This is a genomic window from Serinicoccus chungangensis, from assembly GCF_001483745.1.
GTDB lineage: Bacteria > Actinomycetota > Actinomycetes > Actinomycetales > Dermatophilaceae > Ornithinicoccus > Ornithinicoccus chungangensis_A.
In genome coordinates, this window is record NZ_LQBL01000028.1 from 361,910 (window position 1) to 378,717 (window position 16,808).

General features: G+C 75.1%; 15 protein-coding genes. 6 read left to right on the top strand and 9 right to left on the bottom strand.

What is annotated here, in order from left to right:
• The first annotated feature begins 283 nt into the window (after positions 1–283).
• Positions 284–1,366 (top strand): polyprenyl synthetase family protein, encoded by a 1,083-nt coding sequence (locus tag AVL62_RS10170; protein WP_058891517.1) that lies wholly within the window; start codon positions 284–286, stop codon positions 1,364–1,366.
• A gap of 24 nt (positions 1,367–1,390) precedes the next feature.
• Here AVL62_RS10170 and AVL62_RS10175 read toward each other — a convergent pair whose 3' ends face one another.
• Entirely contained in the window at positions 1,391–1,747 is a 357-nt protein-coding gene (locus tag AVL62_RS10175; protein ID WP_235585654.1) for an Rv2175c family DNA-binding protein, read from the bottom strand.
• Positions 1,748–1,902: 155 nt separating this feature from the next.
• Here AVL62_RS10175 and AVL62_RS10180 point away from each other — a divergent pair, with 155 nt between their 5' ends.
• Both AVL62_RS10180 and pknB read left to right on the top strand, forming a co-directional pair.
• The gene (locus AVL62_RS10180) at positions 1,903–3,189 is read left to right on the top strand and encodes a LysM peptidoglycan-binding domain-containing protein (RefSeq protein WP_058891519.1); all 1,287 of its coding nucleotides are present in this window, start codon (positions 1,903–1,905) and stop codon (positions 3,187–3,189) included.
• A gap of 69 nt (positions 3,190–3,258) precedes the next feature.
• Positions 3,259–5,220, top strand: a complete 1,962-nt coding sequence (gene pknB / locus AVL62_RS10185; RefSeq protein WP_058891520.1) for a Stk1 family PASTA domain-containing Ser/Thr kinase — start codon at positions 3,259–3,261, stop codon at positions 5,218–5,220.
• A gap of 55 nt (positions 5,221–5,275) precedes the next feature.
• Here the strand turns inward: pknB and AVL62_RS10190 are convergent, their stop codons facing one another.
• Genes AVL62_RS10190 through AVL62_RS10205 form a run of 4 tightly spaced genes read right to left on the bottom strand, consistent with a single transcriptional unit; the run spans position 5,276 to position 9,239 of the window.
• On the bottom strand, positions 5,276–5,869 hold the full coding sequence (locus tag AVL62_RS10190) for a molybdopterin-dependent oxidoreductase (RefSeq protein ID WP_058891521.1): 594 nt from the start codon (positions 5,867–5,869) through the stop codon (positions 5,276–5,278).
• Positions 5,866–6,936 (bottom strand): threonine aldolase family protein, encoded by a 1,071-nt coding sequence (locus tag AVL62_RS10195; RefSeq protein ID WP_058891522.1) that lies wholly within the window; start codon positions 6,934–6,936, stop codon positions 5,866–5,868. The genes AVL62_RS10190 and AVL62_RS10195 overlap by 4 nt, the downstream gene beginning before the upstream one ends.
• A 1-nt stretch (position 6,937) precedes the next feature.
• The gene (locus tag AVL62_RS10200) at positions 6,938–8,305 is read right to left on the bottom strand and encodes a class II 3-deoxy-7-phosphoheptulonate synthase (protein WP_201023248.1); all 1,368 of its coding nucleotides are present in this window, start codon (positions 8,303–8,305) and stop codon (positions 6,938–6,940) included.
• Between the two features lie 43 nt (positions 8,306–8,348).
• Entirely contained in the window at positions 8,349–9,239 is an 891-nt protein-coding gene (locus AVL62_RS10205) for a lysophospholipid acyltransferase family protein (protein WP_083518859.1), read from the bottom strand.
• 119 nt (positions 9,240–9,358) lie between these two features.
• On the opposite strand from AVL62_RS10205, the gene AVL62_RS10210 reads away from it, so the two are divergent.
• The gene (locus AVL62_RS10210; protein WP_058891523.1) at positions 9,359–9,841 is read left to right on the top strand and encodes a hypothetical protein; all 483 of its coding nucleotides are present in this window, start codon (positions 9,359–9,361) and stop codon (positions 9,839–9,841) included.
• 46 nt (positions 9,842–9,887) lie between these two features.
• Here AVL62_RS10210 and AVL62_RS10215 read toward each other — a convergent pair whose 3' ends face one another.
• The 3 genes from AVL62_RS10215 to AVL62_RS10225 are packed head-to-tail and all read right to left on the bottom strand — an operon-like array spanning position 9,888 to position 12,600.
• Positions 9,888–10,574: an endonuclease/exonuclease/phosphatase family protein gene (locus tag AVL62_RS10215; protein ID WP_058891524.1), complete on the bottom strand. Its 687-nt coding sequence runs from the start codon at positions 10,572–10,574 to the stop codon at positions 9,888–9,890.
• Between the two features lie 44 nt (positions 10,575–10,618).
• The gene (locus AVL62_RS10220) at positions 10,619–11,647 is read right to left on the bottom strand and encodes an ROK family glucokinase (RefSeq protein WP_058891525.1); all 1,029 of its coding nucleotides are present in this window, start codon (positions 11,645–11,647) and stop codon (positions 10,619–10,621) included.
• Positions 11,644–12,600, bottom strand: a complete 957-nt coding sequence (locus AVL62_RS10225) for an ROK family glucokinase (RefSeq protein ID WP_058891526.1) — start codon at positions 12,598–12,600, stop codon at positions 11,644–11,646. Before AVL62_RS10225 ends, AVL62_RS10220 begins: the two co-directional genes overlap by 4 nt.
• Positions 12,601–12,673: 73 nt before the next feature.
• Here AVL62_RS10225 and AVL62_RS10230 point away from each other — a divergent pair, with 73 nt between their 5' ends.
• Positions 12,674–14,467: an AMP-dependent synthetase/ligase gene (locus AVL62_RS10230; RefSeq protein ID WP_058891527.1), complete on the top strand. Its 1,794-nt coding sequence runs from the start codon at positions 12,674–12,676 to the stop codon at positions 14,465–14,467.
• Positions 14,468–14,494: 27 nt separating this feature from the next.
• Here the strand turns inward: AVL62_RS10230 and AVL62_RS10235 are convergent, their stop codons facing one another.
• Positions 14,495–14,872: a hypothetical protein gene (locus AVL62_RS10235; RefSeq protein WP_058891528.1), complete on the bottom strand. Its 378-nt coding sequence runs from the start codon at positions 14,870–14,872 to the stop codon at positions 14,495–14,497.
• Positions 14,873–15,043: 171 nt separating this feature from the next.
• On the opposite strand from AVL62_RS10235, the gene AVL62_RS10240 reads away from it, so the two are divergent.
• Positions 15,044–16,807: a DEDD exonuclease domain-containing protein gene (locus AVL62_RS10240; protein WP_235585655.1), complete on the top strand. Its 1,764-nt coding sequence runs from the start codon at positions 15,044–15,046 to the stop codon at positions 16,805–16,807.
• Position 16,808 lies beyond the last annotated feature (1 nt).

The following is a 16,808-nucleotide window of genomic DNA, read 5'->3' on the forward strand; positions in this document are numbered from 1 at the left end:
ACCCTCGTATCGAACTCGTGTTCGATCACCGTTGTGGAACAAATGTACGACTCGCCACCGACGGACTCAACCCCTCACCCTCACGACCGGTCGCGATGCCCTGTGGACAACTTCTGCGCGGCCGGCGGGCCGCGCACGACCATGAGGGCGGGCCCGGGCCGCAGGAGGGGGCGGCCCGGGCCGTGCCCTGCAGCGGATAGGCTCGGAGTCGGCCCGCGCAGCCGGGACGCACCGCCCTCCCGGCGCCCGCCGAGAGACCCGCCGAGGGACGAGAGGATCCGTGATGCAGGCCCTGGACCGCGTGGACCTGCGCCCCCGCGTGCAGCAGGCTCTGGACGAGCAGCTCGCGCGGCAGCGCGCCGTCCTCGACGAGCTGGGACCCCCGATGACCCCGCTGCTGGAGGCGATCACCGAGCTGTTGAGCGGTGGCAAGCGCCTGCGCGCCACCTTCCTCTACTGGGGCTGGCGCGCCCTCGGCGGGCCGGACGACGAGGCGGCCGTACGGGCCGCGAGCGCCATGGAGATCTTCCAGGCCGCGGCCCTGCTGCACGACGACGTCATGGACCACAGCGACCTCCGGCGCGGGCACCCGACCGCCCACCGCCGGTTCGCGAGCCACCACCGGGAGCACCGGTGGTCCGGCGACCCGGACTCCTTCGGCCACGCCGCCGCGATCCTGGCCGGCGACCTGTGCCTCAACTGGACCGACGAGGTCTTCACCACCAGCGGGCTCCCCCAGGCCGCCCTGAACCGGGCGCGACCCGAGTTCGACCGCATGCGCACCCAGCTCATGGGCGGCCAGTTCCTCGACATGCTGGAGGGCGCCCGCGGCTGGCGCGACCTCGACCTCGAGCAACGCCTGGAGCGGTGCCTCACGGTGATCCGCTACAAGAGCGCGCGCTACTCCGTCCAGCAGCCGCTGCTCATCGGCGCGGACGCCGCGCAGGTCGACGCGCGGACGCGGCGGTCCCTCGGGCGCTACGGCGCCGACCTCGGAGAGGCCTTCCAGCTGCGCGACGACGTCCTGGGCGTCTTCGGCGACCCGGAGCAGACCGGCAAACCGGCCGGCGACGACCTGCGGGAGGGCAAGCACACGGTGCTCGTGGCCCACGCCCTCGCCCTCGCCGACGCCGCCGGGGCGCAGCTCGTCGAGGGTGCGCTGGGCGACCCTGACCTCGACGAGGACGCCGTGGACCGGGTGCGGGAGGTCCTCGTGGGCTCCGGCGCCCTGGAGCGCACCGAGCAGATGGTCGACCGGGGCGCGGAACGCGCCCTGGCGGAGATCAGCGGGGCGCCGGACCTGACCCAGGAGGGACGGGAAGCGCTGACCGAGCTCGTGGCGGTCTGCACCCAGCGCTCCACCTGAGCCGGCCGGAGCCCCTCGGCGAGGTCAGAACGCCTGCTCCTGCGCGCGCCGCCGCACCTCCGTCTTCGCCCCGGCGTGGAGGGAGGCGAGCGCGCTGCCGCCCGGCAGGGAGTCGTCCGGCGCGTGAAGCCAGGAGACGATCTCCTCATCGCTCTGGCCCCCGTCGGCGAGCACGGTGATGGTGCCGCGCAGGGCCGGGAGGGGGCCGTCGTCGACGAAGAAGCCGGCCGGGACCATGAGCACCGCGTCGGGGCCGCGTCGCAGCCCGACGACATCACGCTCCTGCACCCAGCGCCGGGCCTGCTGCAGGCTGACGCCGGTGCGCTCCATCACCTCGGGGATGGTCCACCACTCAGAAATTACATCGCTGTCACTTACCACATCTCCTAGTCAATCACATGGTGTGACACGCCGAAAGGGTGGCGGTGGTCCGATTCGCACGGTACTGTCCCTCATGCCTCACGGGTCACCTTGTCCCCCTACGTCCCGGGAGCGTCCCGCACACCTTGCTTCACAGCCGTCACTGGAGGAACGACGTGAGCCCCCTCTTCGCCGCCCTGCCCCCGGGCGACCTGCCGTCCCTGGCCTACGTCGCGCCCACCGGCGTGCACGCCACCGCACCCCTGGAGGCGGTGGTGCGCACCCAGAAGGACACGAGGCACACCGTCGCCCCCGGTGACACCGTCTACGACCTCGCGGCGCGCTACGACGTCAGCGCACGAGCCATCGTCCACGCCAACGACCTGCCCGACGGCGGCCGGTGGATCATGCCCGGGACCACGCTGCGGATCCCCGCCGGCGCAGGTGCGTCCGCGGCGGCGCCCGCCCCCTCCTCGTCCCCGGCGCCGGCGACGAGGTCCACGTCCCGGGGCACCGTCACGGTGCGGCCGGGCGACACCCTGTCCCACCTCGCGGTGCGTCACGGCGTGAGCATCAAGGACCTGGTCGCGGCCAACTCCATCGCCAACAGCAGGCTCATCTACCCGGGCCAGGTCCTGCGCCTGCCCGGGACGGCCACGGAGCGGCCCTCCTCCGGCGGCACCGCCGCGAAGGCCCCGACGGCCGCGGAGACCTCGACGTCCGGGAAGACCTCGACGCCCGGGGCCCGCAGCGTCACGGTGCGCCCCGGTGACACCCTCACCGGGATCGCCGCACGGCACGGGGTCACCGTCGCCGACATCGCGCGGGCCAACGACCTGGACGACACCCGGCTCATCTACCCGGGCCAGACGCTGCGTCTGGGCGGGTCCAGCCCGGCCGCCCGCGTCGGGACCACCCCGCCGAAGACCCTGGACCGCCCCTACGACGAGTCGACCATCGGGGACCACCGAGCCGGCGAGAAGGTGCCGGACACCTTCCTGCACTACCGCTACAGCGACGGCATCGCCCGGTCGGCCGCCGCCAACCGGGACTACCTCGCCGAGGTCGACGTCCCGAGCCGGTCGGCGGTGCGGGACCTCATCGTCCGGACCAGCGAACGTCACGGGGTCGACCCCACCCTCATGATGGCGATGTCCTACCAGGAGTCGGGCTGGAACCACCGGGCCGTGTCGCCCGCCAACGCCATCGGCGCCATGCAGGTCATCCCGAGCTCGGGCCAGTGGGCGTCCGGCCTGGTGGGGCGCGAGCTCAACCTGCTGGACCCCGAGGACAACGTCACCGCCGGAGTGGTCATCATGCGCACCCTGCTGCGCTCGGCCGACAGCACCGACGAGGCCATCGGGGGCTACTACCAGGGTCTGGCGAGCGTGCGCCAGCACGGTCTCTTCGCCGACACCCGGCAGTACGTCCGCAACATCAAGCACTTCCAGCGGACCCTCTGAGCCCGGCCGCGGGCATACCGACGACGCACGTCCCACGGTCGGAGGGGCGCGCTCCGTAGAATCGACGGCGTGACCGCCCCGCCCTCCACCCTCCTCGACCGCGTCATCGACGGTCGGTACCAGGTGGAGGGCGAGCTCGCCCGGGGCGGCATGGCGACCGTCTACCGCGCCCGGGACCTGCGCCTGGACCGTCCGGTCGCGCTCAAGGTCATGCGCCCCGAGCTCGCCGCGGACGACGCCTTCGTGCGCCGCTTCGTCGCCGAGGCCCGGGCCGCGGCCCGGCTGTCCCACCCGCACGTCGTGGGGGTCTACGACCAGGGCGAGGACGAGGAGGTCGTCTTCCTGGCGATGGAGCTCGTGGAGGGCCCTACGCTGCGGGACGTCGTCACCGCCCACGCGCCGATGTCCACCCGCCGGTCCATGGCCCTCCTGCTCCCCGTCGCCGAGGCCCTGGCCGAGGCGCACCGGCGCGGCCTGGTGCACCGCGACATCAAGCCGGAGAACGTCCTGCTCGCCGGGGGCCGCGAGAGCGGGGTCAAGGTCGCCGACTTCGGGCTCGCCCGGGCGGTCTCCGCCGCGGGCCGGCAGGCCAGCTCGGAGCTGCTGTGGGGGACGGCCGCCTACCTCGCCCCGGAGCAGGTCGAGCAGGACGCCGTCGACGCCCGGACCGACGTGTATGCCGTCGGTCTGCTGCTCTTCGAGCTGCTCACCGGGCGCAAGGCCTTCCCCGGCGGCGACCCGCTGCGGGTCGCCTACGAGCACGTCCACGGCAGCATCCCCTCCCCCCGCGAGCTCACCGGGACCGTCCCCGAGCCGGTCGACGCGCTGGTGCGCCGGGCGGCCGCGACCGACCGCGCCGCCCGCCCCCGCGACGCCGCCGACCTCCTGGCGCAGATGCGAGAGTGCCTGCGCGAGCTGGACGACGCGCAGCTGGACGCCGCGCCCGGCCCGCTCGCGGCGGCCGCCGGCGAGGCCGCCGACGCGGACCTCACGCAGGTCGTGGCGGGGGCCGGAGACTCCACGCGGCACCTGCCGGTCACCCGGCCGGGCCCCACCGAGGGGCACTACGCCCGCACCACCGGCAACCGGGCGCCGCGTCCCACCACGCCGACCCGCGCCGCGGCGCAGCCGCGTCCCTCCCGCCGCCGCGGCGGGGTCGTGCTGTCGCTGCTCCTGGTCGCGCTGCTCGGCGGGGCCGGGTACGCCGCGTGGTGGCTGCTGGACGGGCCCGGGGTCCACTCCCCCATGCCCGTCGTCGTGGACCTGCCCGAGGCGCAGGCCCGCGCCCTGCTCGACGCCGAGCAGCTCGACCCCGTCATCAGCTACGCCTACTCCGAGCAGGTCCCCTCCGGGGTCGTCGTCTCCGCCGAGCAGGAGGCCGGTCAGCAGCTGCGCCACGGCACCGACGTGCCGGTGGTCGTCTCCCAGGGACCGGAGCGGTATGCCGTCCCGCCGCTGACCGGGCTGAGCGTCGAGTCCGCGCGGGAGGCGCTCGGCGGCGCGAACCTCGTGCTCGGGGAGCAGACCCGCCAGCACGACGAGAGCGAGCCGGAGGGGCGCATCCTGCGCAGCACCCCGGCGGCCGGCGAGCCGCTGCCGCCCGGGGGCGAGGTGGCGGTCGTCGTCAGTGACGGGCCCGCCCCCGTGTCGGTGCCGCAGGTCGCCGGGCGCACCGAGCAGGAGGCTACGGCAGCCCTCGTCGACGCCGGGCTGACCGTGACCGTGGCCCCGGAGCGGGTCTTCGACGACGAGGTGCCCGAGGGCTCGGTGGTGAGCCAGGCCCCCACCTCGGGCACGGTCGAGCGCGGCAGCACGGTCACCGTCGTCGTGTCGAGGGGTCCCGAGCTGGTGAGCGTCCCGCAGGTCGTGGGGCGCCAGTTCACCGCGGCGGAGGAGGAGCTCGTCGAGCTGGGGCTGGTCGTGGAGCGCGACGACGTCCGGGGCGGTTTCTTCGGGACGGTCCGCGAGCAGTCGGTCGAACCCGGCGAGCAGGTGCCCCTGGGCACGGTGGTCGTGCTGGCCGTCGTCTAGCCCCCTGGCACGCCTCGGACGGGCGGGCGGGTCCGTCCGCGGACGGACCCGTCGCTCAGCCCTGGTGCGCCCAGCGCTCCTCCCGGTCCACCCGGGCCCGCTGGTGGTAGCCGTGCGACTCCCACCACCCCTGTTGCGGCTGCCGATGGTAGGTCACCTCGACGAGCCACTTCGGGCCCTTGAACCCGTAGAGGTGCGGCAGCACCGCGCGGGCGGGCCAGCCGTGCTCGGGCATGAGCGGGTCGCCCTGCACGCTGTGCGCGACGAGGGCGTCGGGGTGGTGCAGGTCCTCGAGGAGGACGCCGGCGGCATACCCCCGGGCCGCGGCGAGGAGCACGTGACCGGCGTCCGGGTGCGGCGGGGCCAGCGCGAGGACGTCCCGCATGCGCACGCCGCCCCACCGCAGGCCCGGGACGGTGTGCCGATCGACGCAGTGCAGGCTCGCCGACACCTCGACGAAGGCCAGCGCCGCGAGGTCCTCCCACGTCAGCACGGTCACCCCGCCGTCGAGGGTGTCGCCGGCGATCCGCAGGGTCCAGGCCTCGGGGTCCAGGCGTGGCACCCGGCCGTAGTGCGAGGGCCGCCAGGCCCGCGTCGCCCGCTGCCCGGGGGGCAGCGGGCTGCCTGGCTCGCCCCCGGCGTCGGTCACGGAGCGACGCCGCCCCGGTCCAGCAGCTCGAGCAGGACGTCCTGGGCATGCCGGGTCATCGGGTCGTCGACGTCGAGGTGCCAGACGTAGCGGGCGTGCCGGGCGTCGGTGGGGTAGCCGAGCACGCCGCGCTCCCCGGCGGCCGCGACGAAGTCGGCGGCGGCCCATCCGGCCGCCCCCACGTCGAGCACGAGGATGTTGGTGTGCACCTGCTCCGGGTCGACGACGTCGGGACCGGCCTCCCCCAGCGCCCGGGCCACGGTCGCGGTGCGGCGGTGGTCCTCCGCCAGCCGGTCGAGCTGGTGGTCCAGGGCGTAGCGTCCGGCCGCGGCCAGGAGGCCGACCTGGCGCATGCCGCCGCCCATCCGCTTGCGCAGGATCCGCGCCTGCGCGATGCGTTCCGCCGACGCGACGAGCACCGAGCCGACCGGCGCGCCAAGCCCCTTGGACAGGCATACCGAGACCGTGTCGGCGCAGGCGCCGTAGTCCGCGAGGGCCACCCCGGTGGCCACGTGGGCGTTCCAGAGGCGCGCCCCGTCGAGGTGCACCCCCACCCCGGCCGCCAGGGTCCCCTCCCGCAGGCGGCGCAGGTCCTCCAGCGGCTGCACGGTCCCCCCACCGAAGTTGTGGGTGTTCTCGACGACGACGCAGGCCGTGCTCACCTGGTAGGCGCCCCCGTCGGGCACCATGACCGCGAGCGCGGTGTCGACGTCCAGCCGCCCCCGCTCGGCGACCCAGCTGCGCGTCGTGATGCCCGAGAACGCCGCCGCCGCCCCGAGCTCGGCCCGCAGGACGTGGGCGAGGTGGTCGCTGATGACCTCCGACCCCGGACCGGCGTGCAGGCGCAGCCCGATCTGGTTGGCCATCGACCCCGTCGGCATGAAGAGCGCCGCCTCGTGCCCCAGCAGCGTGGCCACCTGCTCCTCCAGGGCGGCGACGGTCGGGTCCTCGGCGTAGACGTCGTCCCCGACCTCGGCCTCGACCATGGCCGCCCGCATCCCCGTCGTGGGCCGGGTCAGCGTGTCCGAGCGCAGGTCGGCGGTCTGGCCGACGGCGGGGCCACCCATCTCAGCGACCGCCCCGCTCCAGCATCTCGGCGACGAGGAAGGCCAGCTCCAGGCTCTGCTGGTGGTTGAGCCGGGGGTCGCACAGGGTCTCGTAGCGCAGCCCCAGGTCGTCGAGGTCGACGGGGGTGGTGCCACCGACGCACTCGGTGACGTCGTTGCCGGTCAGCTCCACGTGGATGCCGCCGGGGTGGGTGCCCGCCTCCGCGTGCGCGGCGAAGAACCCGCGCACCTCGTCGACGACGTCCTCGAAGCGCCGGGTCTTGAAGCCGCTGGGCGAGGTGAAGGTGTTGCCGTGCATGGGGTCGCACACCCACGCGACCCGTCGGGCGTCCTCGCCGAGGGAGGTGAGCAGGGACGGGAGCACGTCCCGGATCGTCCCCGCCCCCATGCGGGTGATGAAGGTGAGCCGTCCCGGGGTGCGCTCGGGGTCGATCCGGTCCATGAGGGCGAGCACGGTGTCGCGGTCGGCGGTCGGGCCGAGCTTGACCGCGACCGGGTTCTGGATCCGGGAGACGAAGTCGATGTGCGCACCGTCCAGGTCCCGGGTGCGCTCGCCCACCCACACGAGGTGGCTGGAGGTGTCGTAGAGCAGCCCGGTGCGGTGGTCGCGGCGCACCATGGGCCGCTCGTAGTCGAGGACCAGGGCCTCGTGCGCGGAGTAGAACTCGACGCGGCGCATCTCCTCGGCGTCGGCGACACCCGAGGCCTCGAGGAAGCGGACCGCCCGGTCGATCTGCCCGGCCATGACCTCGTAGCGCGCCTGCGCCGGCCCGGTGAGGAAGCCCTTGTTCCACGCGTGCACGCTGCGCAGGTCGGCGAAGCCGCCGCTGGTGAACCCCCGGACGAGGTTGAGGGTGGCCGAGCTCGCGTGGTAGCAGCGCAGCAGCCGCTCGGGGTCGGGGCGTCGCGCCTGCGGGGTGAACTCGAACCCGTTGACCATGTCCCCGCGGTAGGCCGGCAGGGTGACGCCGTCGCGCGTCTCGGTGTCCGAGCTGCGCGGCTTGGCGAACTGCCCGGCCATCCGCCCGACCTTGACGATCGGGGTCCCCGCGCCGTAGGTGAGGACGACGGCCATCTGCAGGATCGTCTTGATGCGGTCCCGGATGTTGGGCCCGGTCACGTCGGCCAGCGTCTCGGCGCAGTCACCGCCCTGCAGCGTGAAGGCCCGCCCGGCCGCGACGTCGGCCATCCGCGAGCGCAGCTGGTCGCACTCGCCGGCGAAGACGAGCGGCGGATAGGTCCCGAGCACCGAGAGGGTCTGGGCGAGGGCCGCGGGGTCGTGCCAGGTCGGCTGCTGCCGCGCGGGCAGGTCGGGCCAGTCGATGTCGGGGCCCCCGGAGGTGGCCAGGCCGGTCAGGTCGGTGCTCACCGCTCCATGGTAGGAGACGGCACGTGGTGGTTCTGACGCCGCGTCATGCCTCGGGGGCGTCCTCGTGCTCGGTATGCCGTCGCGCCCGTCGCTCGGCGAGGCCCTCCTTCGCCTTCCCGGTGGCCCCGGCGATGTCCTCACGGGCGTGGCCCAGGCCCTCACGGGCCTTCTCGCCCGCGTGCTCCAGACCCTCCCTGGCCCGTTCCGTGGCCTGCTCCAGGCCGGCTCGGGCCTGCTCGACCCCGGACCGGGCGCGGGCGGCGAGCCGCTCCTTGACGCTGGCGGCGTACTCGTCGACGTAGACCTGGCCGGAGAGCCGCTGCAGCTCGGCCATGACCTCGTCGGTGATCTGCCGCAGCACCGCGTGGTCCTCGCTGTGCCCGGCGTGCTCGGGCCAGGACAGCGGGCGCCCGACGCGCACCCCCACCTGGACCACGTTGGGGATCCTTTGGCCGGTCGGCTGCGCCTTGTCGGTGTCGATCATGGCGCACGGGATGATCGGGACGCCGGCCTCCAGCGCCAGCCTGGCCATGCCGGTCTTGCCGCGGTAGAGCCGGCCGTCGGGGCTGCGGGTGCCCTCGGGGTAGATGCCGAACAGCTCGCCGCGGCGCAGCACGTGCAGGCCCTGCTCCAGCGCGGCCAGGGACGCCGTGCCCCCGGAACGGTCGATCGGGATCTGGCCCGTGGAGGTGAAGAACAGCCGGGTGAGCCAGCCCTTGACGCCGGTGCCGGTGAAGTACTCCATCTTGGCGGGGAAGGTGATCCGGCGGTCCACGAGCAGCGGCAGGAAGATCGAGTCGGAGAACGACAGGTGGTTGCTCGCCAGGATCGCCGCGCCCGTCTCGGGGAGGTGGTGCCTGCCCTCGATCCAGGGTCGGAAGACGGCCTTCAACGGCGGACCGACCACCAGGTGCTTGAGGATCCAGTAGATCATCGGGGTCCTCCTTCGGCCGTGTCGTCCGCCGCGCTGCGGGCGCCGGTGTGCGCGCTGACTCTACCCCCGGGAGCCGCTCGCCGCGTGGGACCGACCCGGCAGCGTGCGAGACTGGGGCGGTGAGCCACCGCAGCCCCGAGGACGGCCCCGCCGACCCTGACGTGGACCGGGCCTTCCGCGAGATCGTGGCGGGCCTGCGCGGTGAGGCCGACACCCAGCACCGGGGGGCGGTCAACCCGCCCTGGCCCTCCGCCCCGGACCCCGAGCCGACGTCCGGGCGCCCCTCGCACCTCGGTCCGCGGACCCCGGAGGGGATGGCCACCGACCACCGGTCCTACGAGCCACCGGAGGTGGAGGACGACGACCACTTCGTCCCTCCGCCGCCGGAGCCCCTGCCGGCCGGTGACCTGCACTTCTGGGGCATCGTCGTCGGTCTGGTCGTCGGCCCCCTGCTCGTGGTGCTCGCGGCGGTCGTGCCCCTGCTGCACCCCGTCTTCGCGGTGGTCGGGGCGGTTCTCGCCATCGGCGGGTTCGTCCTGCTGGTGCTGCGCCAGCCGCGGCGCCGACCGCCCTTCGACGGGGACGACGGCGCCCGGGTCTGAGCCGCGCCGCGGCGCGTCTCGCGCCCGGCCGACCGGCCTCGGACCCTCAGACCTCGAGGTCCACCCAGACCGGCAGGTGGTCGCTGGCCTCGCGCACCGGCATACCCTCCAGCAGGGCGGGGTCCCCGGGCCGGGCCCCCCGGTGGCCCCGGGCGAACACCGCGTCGATGTGGCGGTGCGGCTGGTGGGCGGGGAAGGTCGGCCGGTCGGCGCTGACCTCCTGCACGGCGTCCGCCAGCATCTGCCACGCCGCCCCGTCACGCTCCTCGTTGAGGTCGCCGCCCAGCACCAGGGGCACGTCCTCGGAGCCGGCCCGCGCCCTGGCGAGCTCGGCCAGGACGGTGCCGGCGTGCTGCTCGCGCTGCTCGGCCCGCAGCGACAGGTGGACCGACACGACGTCCAGCTGCGGTCCCTCCGGGAGCCGGACCCGGGTCGTGGTGTAGCTGCGCGGGTTCTCCCGCAGCCCGACGCGGAGCCGACGGTCCACCGAGTCGGCCGCCGTCACCCGCAGGGCGGTCATGAGACCGGTGCCGCTGAGCAGGCGGGTGCGGCCGGACCAGAGCAGGTCACAGCTGCGGGCGAAGGAGCTGACGACGTACTCCGAGCCGGGGTGGCGGGGCAGCTCCTGCAGCAGCAGGACGTCGGGGCGGATCGCGCGGACGACGGCGGCGGCCGCGTCCGCGCTGTCCTTGAGTCCGCGCAGGTTGTAGCTGGCGACGCGCAGGGTGGGCATGGGCTCATCCTCCCCCACCCCACCGGAGGGTCCGGTATGCGGGGTCACCGGTCCCCCGCCGTGCTCGGGGAGGACGCCGGGTCCCGGCGGCGGGCGAGGTCGGCGGCCCCGACGACACCGGCCCGCGGCCCCAGCCGTGCCGCCAGCACAGGAGGGACCGGGCGGTGGCCACGGCCGACGAGCGTGCCGGCGAGGGTCTCGCGCGCCGGGTCGAGCAGGAGGTCCCCGGCCCCGCTGACGCCACCCCCGACGACGACCGTGCCCGGGTCGAGGGAGCCCACGACACCGGCCAGGCCCGTCCCCAGCCACCGCCCGACCTCGGCCAGGATCCTCCGGCTCGTGGGGTCCCCGTCGCGCGCGGCCCGCCAGACGTGCTCGCCGGTGACCCCGGACAGGTCGTCACCCGGACCGGCGGCCCGCAGCCCCGCCCCGGCCGGACCCCCGACCCGCAGCGCCTCCCGGGCCAGCCGGGTGAGCGCCCGCCCCGAGGCGTACTGCTCCCAGCACCCCTGGTTGCCGCATTCGCACGGCAGCCCCCCGGGGACCAGCTGCTGGTGCCCGAACTCCCCGGCCAGCCCGTGGCGCCCGCGCTGCAGCCGGCCGTGGGTGAGGATGGCACCGCCGATGCCGGTCCCCAGCGTCAGCACGACCAGGTGGCTCTCCCCCTGACCGGCCCCGAACCGGTGCTCGGCCCAGGCCGCGGCGTGCGCGTCGTTGTCGAGCACCACCGGGCGCCCGAGCCGTGCTTCCAGGGTGTCCCGCAGCGGCTCGTCGCGCCAGGACAGGTGCGGCGCGAAGACCACGCGGCCCCGGTCGGCGTCGACGAAGCCGGCCGCCCCCACCCCGACCGGCACGCGGGCACGGACCCCGGGCGGCACCTGCTTCAGGAGCTCGCGCACCACCTCGACCACGAGCCCCTCCACGACGGCAGCCGCGGCGGTGCGCGCAGGGGTCCGGCGGTGGGCCTCCGAGGTCACCCGGCCGTGCGCGTCGACCAGCCCTGCCTTGACGTGGGTCCCCCCGACGTCGACACCGACGGCCGGGCCCGCGGGGGCCTCGGCCGGGACGCTCACACCCGGCGCGAGGCGAGGTCGGCCGCCCCGATCATCCCTGCCTCGTTGCCGAGCTCGGCCAGCACCACCGGCGTGATGTCGCGGTGTCCCCGTCCGGTGAGGTGGCGGGCGAACGCGCGCCGGGCCGGCTGCAGGACGAGGTCTCCGGCCGCCGAGACCCCGCCACCGATGACGAGCAGCCCGGGGTCGAGGATGGCGGCGAGGGACGCCAGGCCCTCCCCGGCCCAGCGACCGACGTCCTCGAGGAGCTCCTGGGCCGCCGGGTCCCCGTCCTGGGCGACCTGCGTCACCATGACCCCGGTGAGGGCGCCCGGGTCCCCTCCGCAGGCGTCCGACAGCGCGCCCGCGTGCGGGCTGCCGCCGGCCAGGAGGTCGCGCGCCTCCCGCACCAGGGCGCTGCCCGAGGCGTACACCTCCCAGCAGCCCTTGTTGCCGCACCCGCACCGGTGGCCGTCCGGGACCATCCGCATGTGACCGACCTCGGCGGCCATCCCGTGCGTGCCCCGGACGAGCTCCCCGTCCACGACGATGCCCCCGCCGACGCCGGTGCCCAGGGTGATGAGCACCATCTCCTCGGCGTCCCGGGCGGCGCCGAAGCGGAACTCCCCCCACGCGGCCGCGTTGGCGTCGTTCTCCAGCACGACCGGCAGCCCGGTGGCCTGCTCCAGCCGCTCCCGCAGCGGCTCGTCGCGCCAGGCGAGGTTGGGGGCGAAGACCACGAGGTCGCCGGTGCGGTCGATGAAGCCGGCGCACGCCACCCCGACCGCCTCGACCGGGCGGTCCGGGCCGAGCCGCTCCGCCAGCTCACGCAGGAGGTCGGCGACGGCGGTCACGATGTCGTCCGGCGCCTGTGCAGGGGTCTCGCGCAACGCCTGCTCCAGGATGGTGCCGTCCTGGACCGCGCTGGCCGCGATCTTGGTGCCTCCGATGTCCACGCCGACGCAGGTCCTCACCCGAGCACCCTACCGGGCGAGGGTAGGGTGAGCCCGCCCGAGTGAAGCCGATCCGCGAAGGGGAGCTGCTGTCGTGTCCGAGGTGTCCGTCCCTCCCCTGGCGACCGGGTCCGGGACCGGCAACCTCGTGGACTACCTGCTCGGGTGGGCGCACCGGGAGCCCTCGCGCGTCCTGGCCTCCACCCGGGACGGGGACACCTGGCACGACGTCACCGCGGTCGAGCTGCAGCGGCGGGTCGACCGCCTGGCCAAGGGCTTCCTCGCCGCCGGCATCCGCCCGGGTGACCGGGTGGCGCTGATGAGCCGGACGCGCCTAGAGTGGACCGTGACGGACCTGGCGCTGTGGAGCGCCGGGGCGGTGCCGGTACCCGTCTACGAGACGAGCTCCGCCGAGCAGGTGAGGTGGATCTGCCAGGACTCGGGGGCGGTCGCCATCATCGTCGAGGACGCCGCGATGCGAGCGGTCGTCACCCGGTGCCGGGACGACCTGCCCGATCTGCGCGACGTGTGGCAGATCGGGTCGGGGTCGCTGGAGGAGCTGGCGGCCGCGGGGCTGGAGGTCGCGGACGCCGAGCTGGAGTCGCGCCGCCGCGGCGTCGGGCGCGACGACCTCGCCACGGTCATCTACACCTCCGGCACGACCGGGGCGCCCCGCGGCTGCGAGCTGACCCACGGCAACTTCATGGCCCTGGCCGACAACGCCTGCGAGCGGCTCGGCGTCGTCGTCGAGGCCCCGGGCGCCGCGAACCTCCTCTTCCTCCCGCTGGCGCACGTCTTCGCCCGGTTCATCCAGGTCGTCTGCCTGCGGGCGGGGGTGCGGCTGGGCCACAGCCCGGACGCCCGCACGCTGCTGGAGGACCTGGCCGGCTTCGGCCCGACCTTCGTGCTGGCGGTGCCCCGCGTCTTCGAGAAGATCTACGCCGCCGCCGAGCAGCGGGCGCAGGCCTCCGGGCGGGGCGCCGTCTTCCGGTGGGCGGCCCGGGTCGCCGAGGCCCACAGCCGGGCGGTGGACACCGGGTCGGTCGGACCCGGCCTGACGCTGCAGCACGCCGTCGCCGACCGCCTGGTCCTGCGTCGCCTGCGCGCGTCCCTGGGGGGACGGGTGCGCTACGCCATCTCCGGCGGGGCCGCGCTGGGGGCACGGCTGGGGCACTTCTTCCGGGGCGCGGGCATCGTCGTCCTCGAGGGCTACGGCCTGACCGAGACCACGGCACCGGCCACCGTCAACACCCCGGACCAGCTGCGCATCGGGACCGTCGGACGCCCCCTGCCCGGGGTCGCGGTGCGGGTCGACGACCAGGGCGAGATCCTCGTCCGGGGCGTGGGGGTGTTCCGCGGCTACCGCCACGACCCGGCGGGCACCGAGGCGGTGCTGCGGGACGGGTGGCTCCGGACCGGGGACCTGGGCGAGCTGGACGCCGACGGGTTCCTGCGCATCACCGGCCGCAGCAAGGAGGTCATCGTCACCGCCGGCGGCAAGAATGTCGTCCCGGGTCCCCTGGAGGACCGGCTGCGCCGTCATCCGCTCGTCTCGCACGGCATGGTCGTCGGGGACGCCCGGCCCTTCGTCGCGGCCCTGGTGACGCTGGACGCCGACGTGCTGCCCGGCTGGCTGGAGCGCCGAGGTCTCGGCGGACTGCCCCCCGAGGAGGTCGTCGTGCATCCCCTCCTGCGGCAGGAGATCCAGGCCGTGGTGGACGAGGCCAACGCCACGGTCAGCCGCGCGGAGTCGATCCGCGCCTTCACCGTGCTGGCCGAGGACTTCACCGTCGAGGCCGGGACGCTCACCCCGTCGCTCAAGCTGCGCCGACACGTCGTGGCCGCGTCGCACGCCGAGCAGATCGAGGCGATCTACCGGTCGCGATGACGGCGGCCCGGACGGACCGTCCGGACCTCAGCCCGCCGCGGCGCGCCGGGACGGGCTGAGGACGGCCCGGGCTCCCCGGGCCTCGCCAGGAGTGACCAGCCCGGCCCGCACGAAGGCACCGACGGCAGCCAGCTCGTGGCTGTCCAGTCGCCCGCTCCGGTGCTGCGGGGCCGGGTCCTGCCCGCCCGGCGGCTCCGGCGCCCCTGGGGCGGCCCGGGGTTCCGAGGCCGACGACGGCGCCGGCGCCGGGTCCTCGAGCCAGACACGACCGAGGACGGGCACGAAGCAGTCCCCGCAGTGGTGGCCACGGACCGGGCACGTGTGACAGTCGATCACCGTGACGGCCCGGTCGTCCGGGGTGGGTGGTGGGGTCGAGTACGAGGGCATGGGGTCCACCTCCTTCATGACGACGACGCTAGGAGGGGCCACCGACATACCCCGTGCCCCGTCGTGCGCCCGTCGTGCGGACGGCGCGCCCGGCCCGGTCTGTCGGTGCGCCCACCTAGCCTCGGCGGTATGCAGACGCTGGACACGCGACGGCGGGCCTCAGGCCCTCCTCCCGGCCGAGACCGACCGGTGACCTACACGCAGCCGACCTTCGGGGACCTCGGCACCCCGTTGTCCGAGGTCCCCTTCGTCGTCGTCGACCTCGAGACCACCGGTGGGTCGCCCTCGGGCTCGCAGATCACCGAGGTCGGGGCCGTCAAGGTGCGGGGCGGCCAGGTCCTGGGTGAGCTCCAGACGCTGGTCCGTCCGGCCACGCCGATCCCCGGCTTCATCACCGTCCTGACGGGCATCACCAACGCGATGGTCGTCGAGGCACCGCCCATCTCCGTGGTGCTGCCCCAGTTCCTGGAGTTCGCGCGGGGCAGCGTCCTGGTCGCCCACAACGCCGGCTTCGACGTGTCTTTCCTCAAGGCCGCCGCCGCCGAGACCGGGCACGCCTGGCCCGGCTTCCCCGTCCTGGACACGGTGCGGCTCGCCCGCCAGCTCGTACACAAGGACGAGGCCCCCAACCACAAGCTCGCCAGCCTGGCCCGGTTGTTCGGCTCCGCCACGACCCCCGACCACCGGGCGCTGCACGACGCCCGGGCCACCGTCGACGTCCTGCACGGGCTGGTCGAGCGGGTGGGCAACCTCGGGGTGCACACCCTGGAGGAGCTGCAGTCCTACAGCTCACGGGTCAGCCCGGCACAGCGGCGCAAGCGCGTCCTGGCGGAGGCCATGCCCTCGGCCCCCGGGGTCTACGTCTTCCGCGACCGCGCCGGCGTCCCGCTCTACGTCGGCACCGCCAGCGACCTGCGGCGCCGCACGCTCAGCTACTTCACGGCCTCGGAGGGCCGACGGCGGATGACGGAGATGGTCGGTCTCGCCGACTCCCTCACCCCCATCGTGTGCGCCACCGCCCTGGAGGCCTCGGTCCGCGAGCTGCGGCTCATCGCCGAGCACAAGCCGCGCTACAACCGCCGGTCTCGGCACCCCGAGAAGGCCGTCTGGGTGCGCCTGACCGACGAGCCGTTCCCCCGGTTGTCCGTCGTCCGGTCGGTCCGCGACGACCGCGCCCAGTATGCCGGGCCGTTCGGCTCGCGGCGCAGCGCCGAGGCCGCCGTCACGGCGCTGCACGAGGTCGTCCCCCTGCGGCAGTGCACCCGCCGCCTCTCCGAGCGCTCACCCGGCTCGAGCGCCTGCGTGCTGCTGGAGATCGGGCGGTGCGGGGGGCCGTGCGTCGGGGCGCAGAGCAGGGAGGACTACGCGCAGGTGGCCCAGCAGGCGGGACGCGCGCTGGTCGGCAGCACCACGGACGTCGTGGCCGCCCTGCGGGTCCGGCTGGACGAGCTGGCCGGGCAGGAGCGCTTCGAGGAGGCTCGCACGCTGCGGGACCGGATGATGGCCCTGGTGCGGGCCACGGCACGGGGCCAGCGGCTGCGCCCCCTGACGCGCTCCCCCGAGGTGGTCGCCGCCCGCCGGCGCGAGGAAGGAGGCTGGGAGCTGGTCTGCGTGCGCTACGGCCGGCTCGCCGGCGCCTGCCTCAGCCCACGTGGCGCAGACCCGATGCCCTACGTCGAGGCGCTGCGCGAGACCGCGGAGGTGGTCTCCCCGCCCGAGGGCTCGGACGCGCCCGTCGCTCTGGTGGAGGAGACCGAGCTCGTGCTGCGCTGGCTGGAGGCACCGGGGGTGCGGCTGGTCGACCTCCAGGGCGAGTGGACCTGCCCCGTGGGAGGTGCGGGCGCGAGCCGCGCCCTGCTCGAGCCCGGAGCGGCGTCCTGGTCGACCACCGAGCCCGCGGCGGGGCGCGAGGTCCGGCCGTTCGACAGACCGGTCGGCGCCCTTCCCGGGTGAG

Bases quoted from the DNA above. Each gene is read 5' to 3' on its own strand.
- AVL62_RS10170 (WP_058891517.1), top strand. From the start codon at position 284: ATGCAGGCCCTGGACCGCGTGGACCTGCGCCCCCGCGTGCAGCAGGCT.
- AVL62_RS10195 (WP_058891522.1), bottom strand. From the start codon at position 6,936: ATGGGTGGCCCCGCCGTCGGCCAGACCGCCGACCTGCGCTCGGACACG.
- AVL62_RS10205 (WP_083518859.1), bottom strand. From the start codon at position 9,239: ATGATCTACTGGATCCTCAAGCACCTGGTGGTCGGTCCGCCGTTGAAG.
- AVL62_RS10215 (WP_058891524.1), bottom strand. From the start codon at position 10,574: ATGCCCACCCTGCGCGTCGCCAGCTACAACCTGCGCGGACTCAAGGAC.
- AVL62_RS10235 (WP_058891528.1), bottom strand. From the start codon at position 14,872: ATGAAGGAGGTGGACCCCATGCCCTCGTACTCGACCCCACCACCCACC.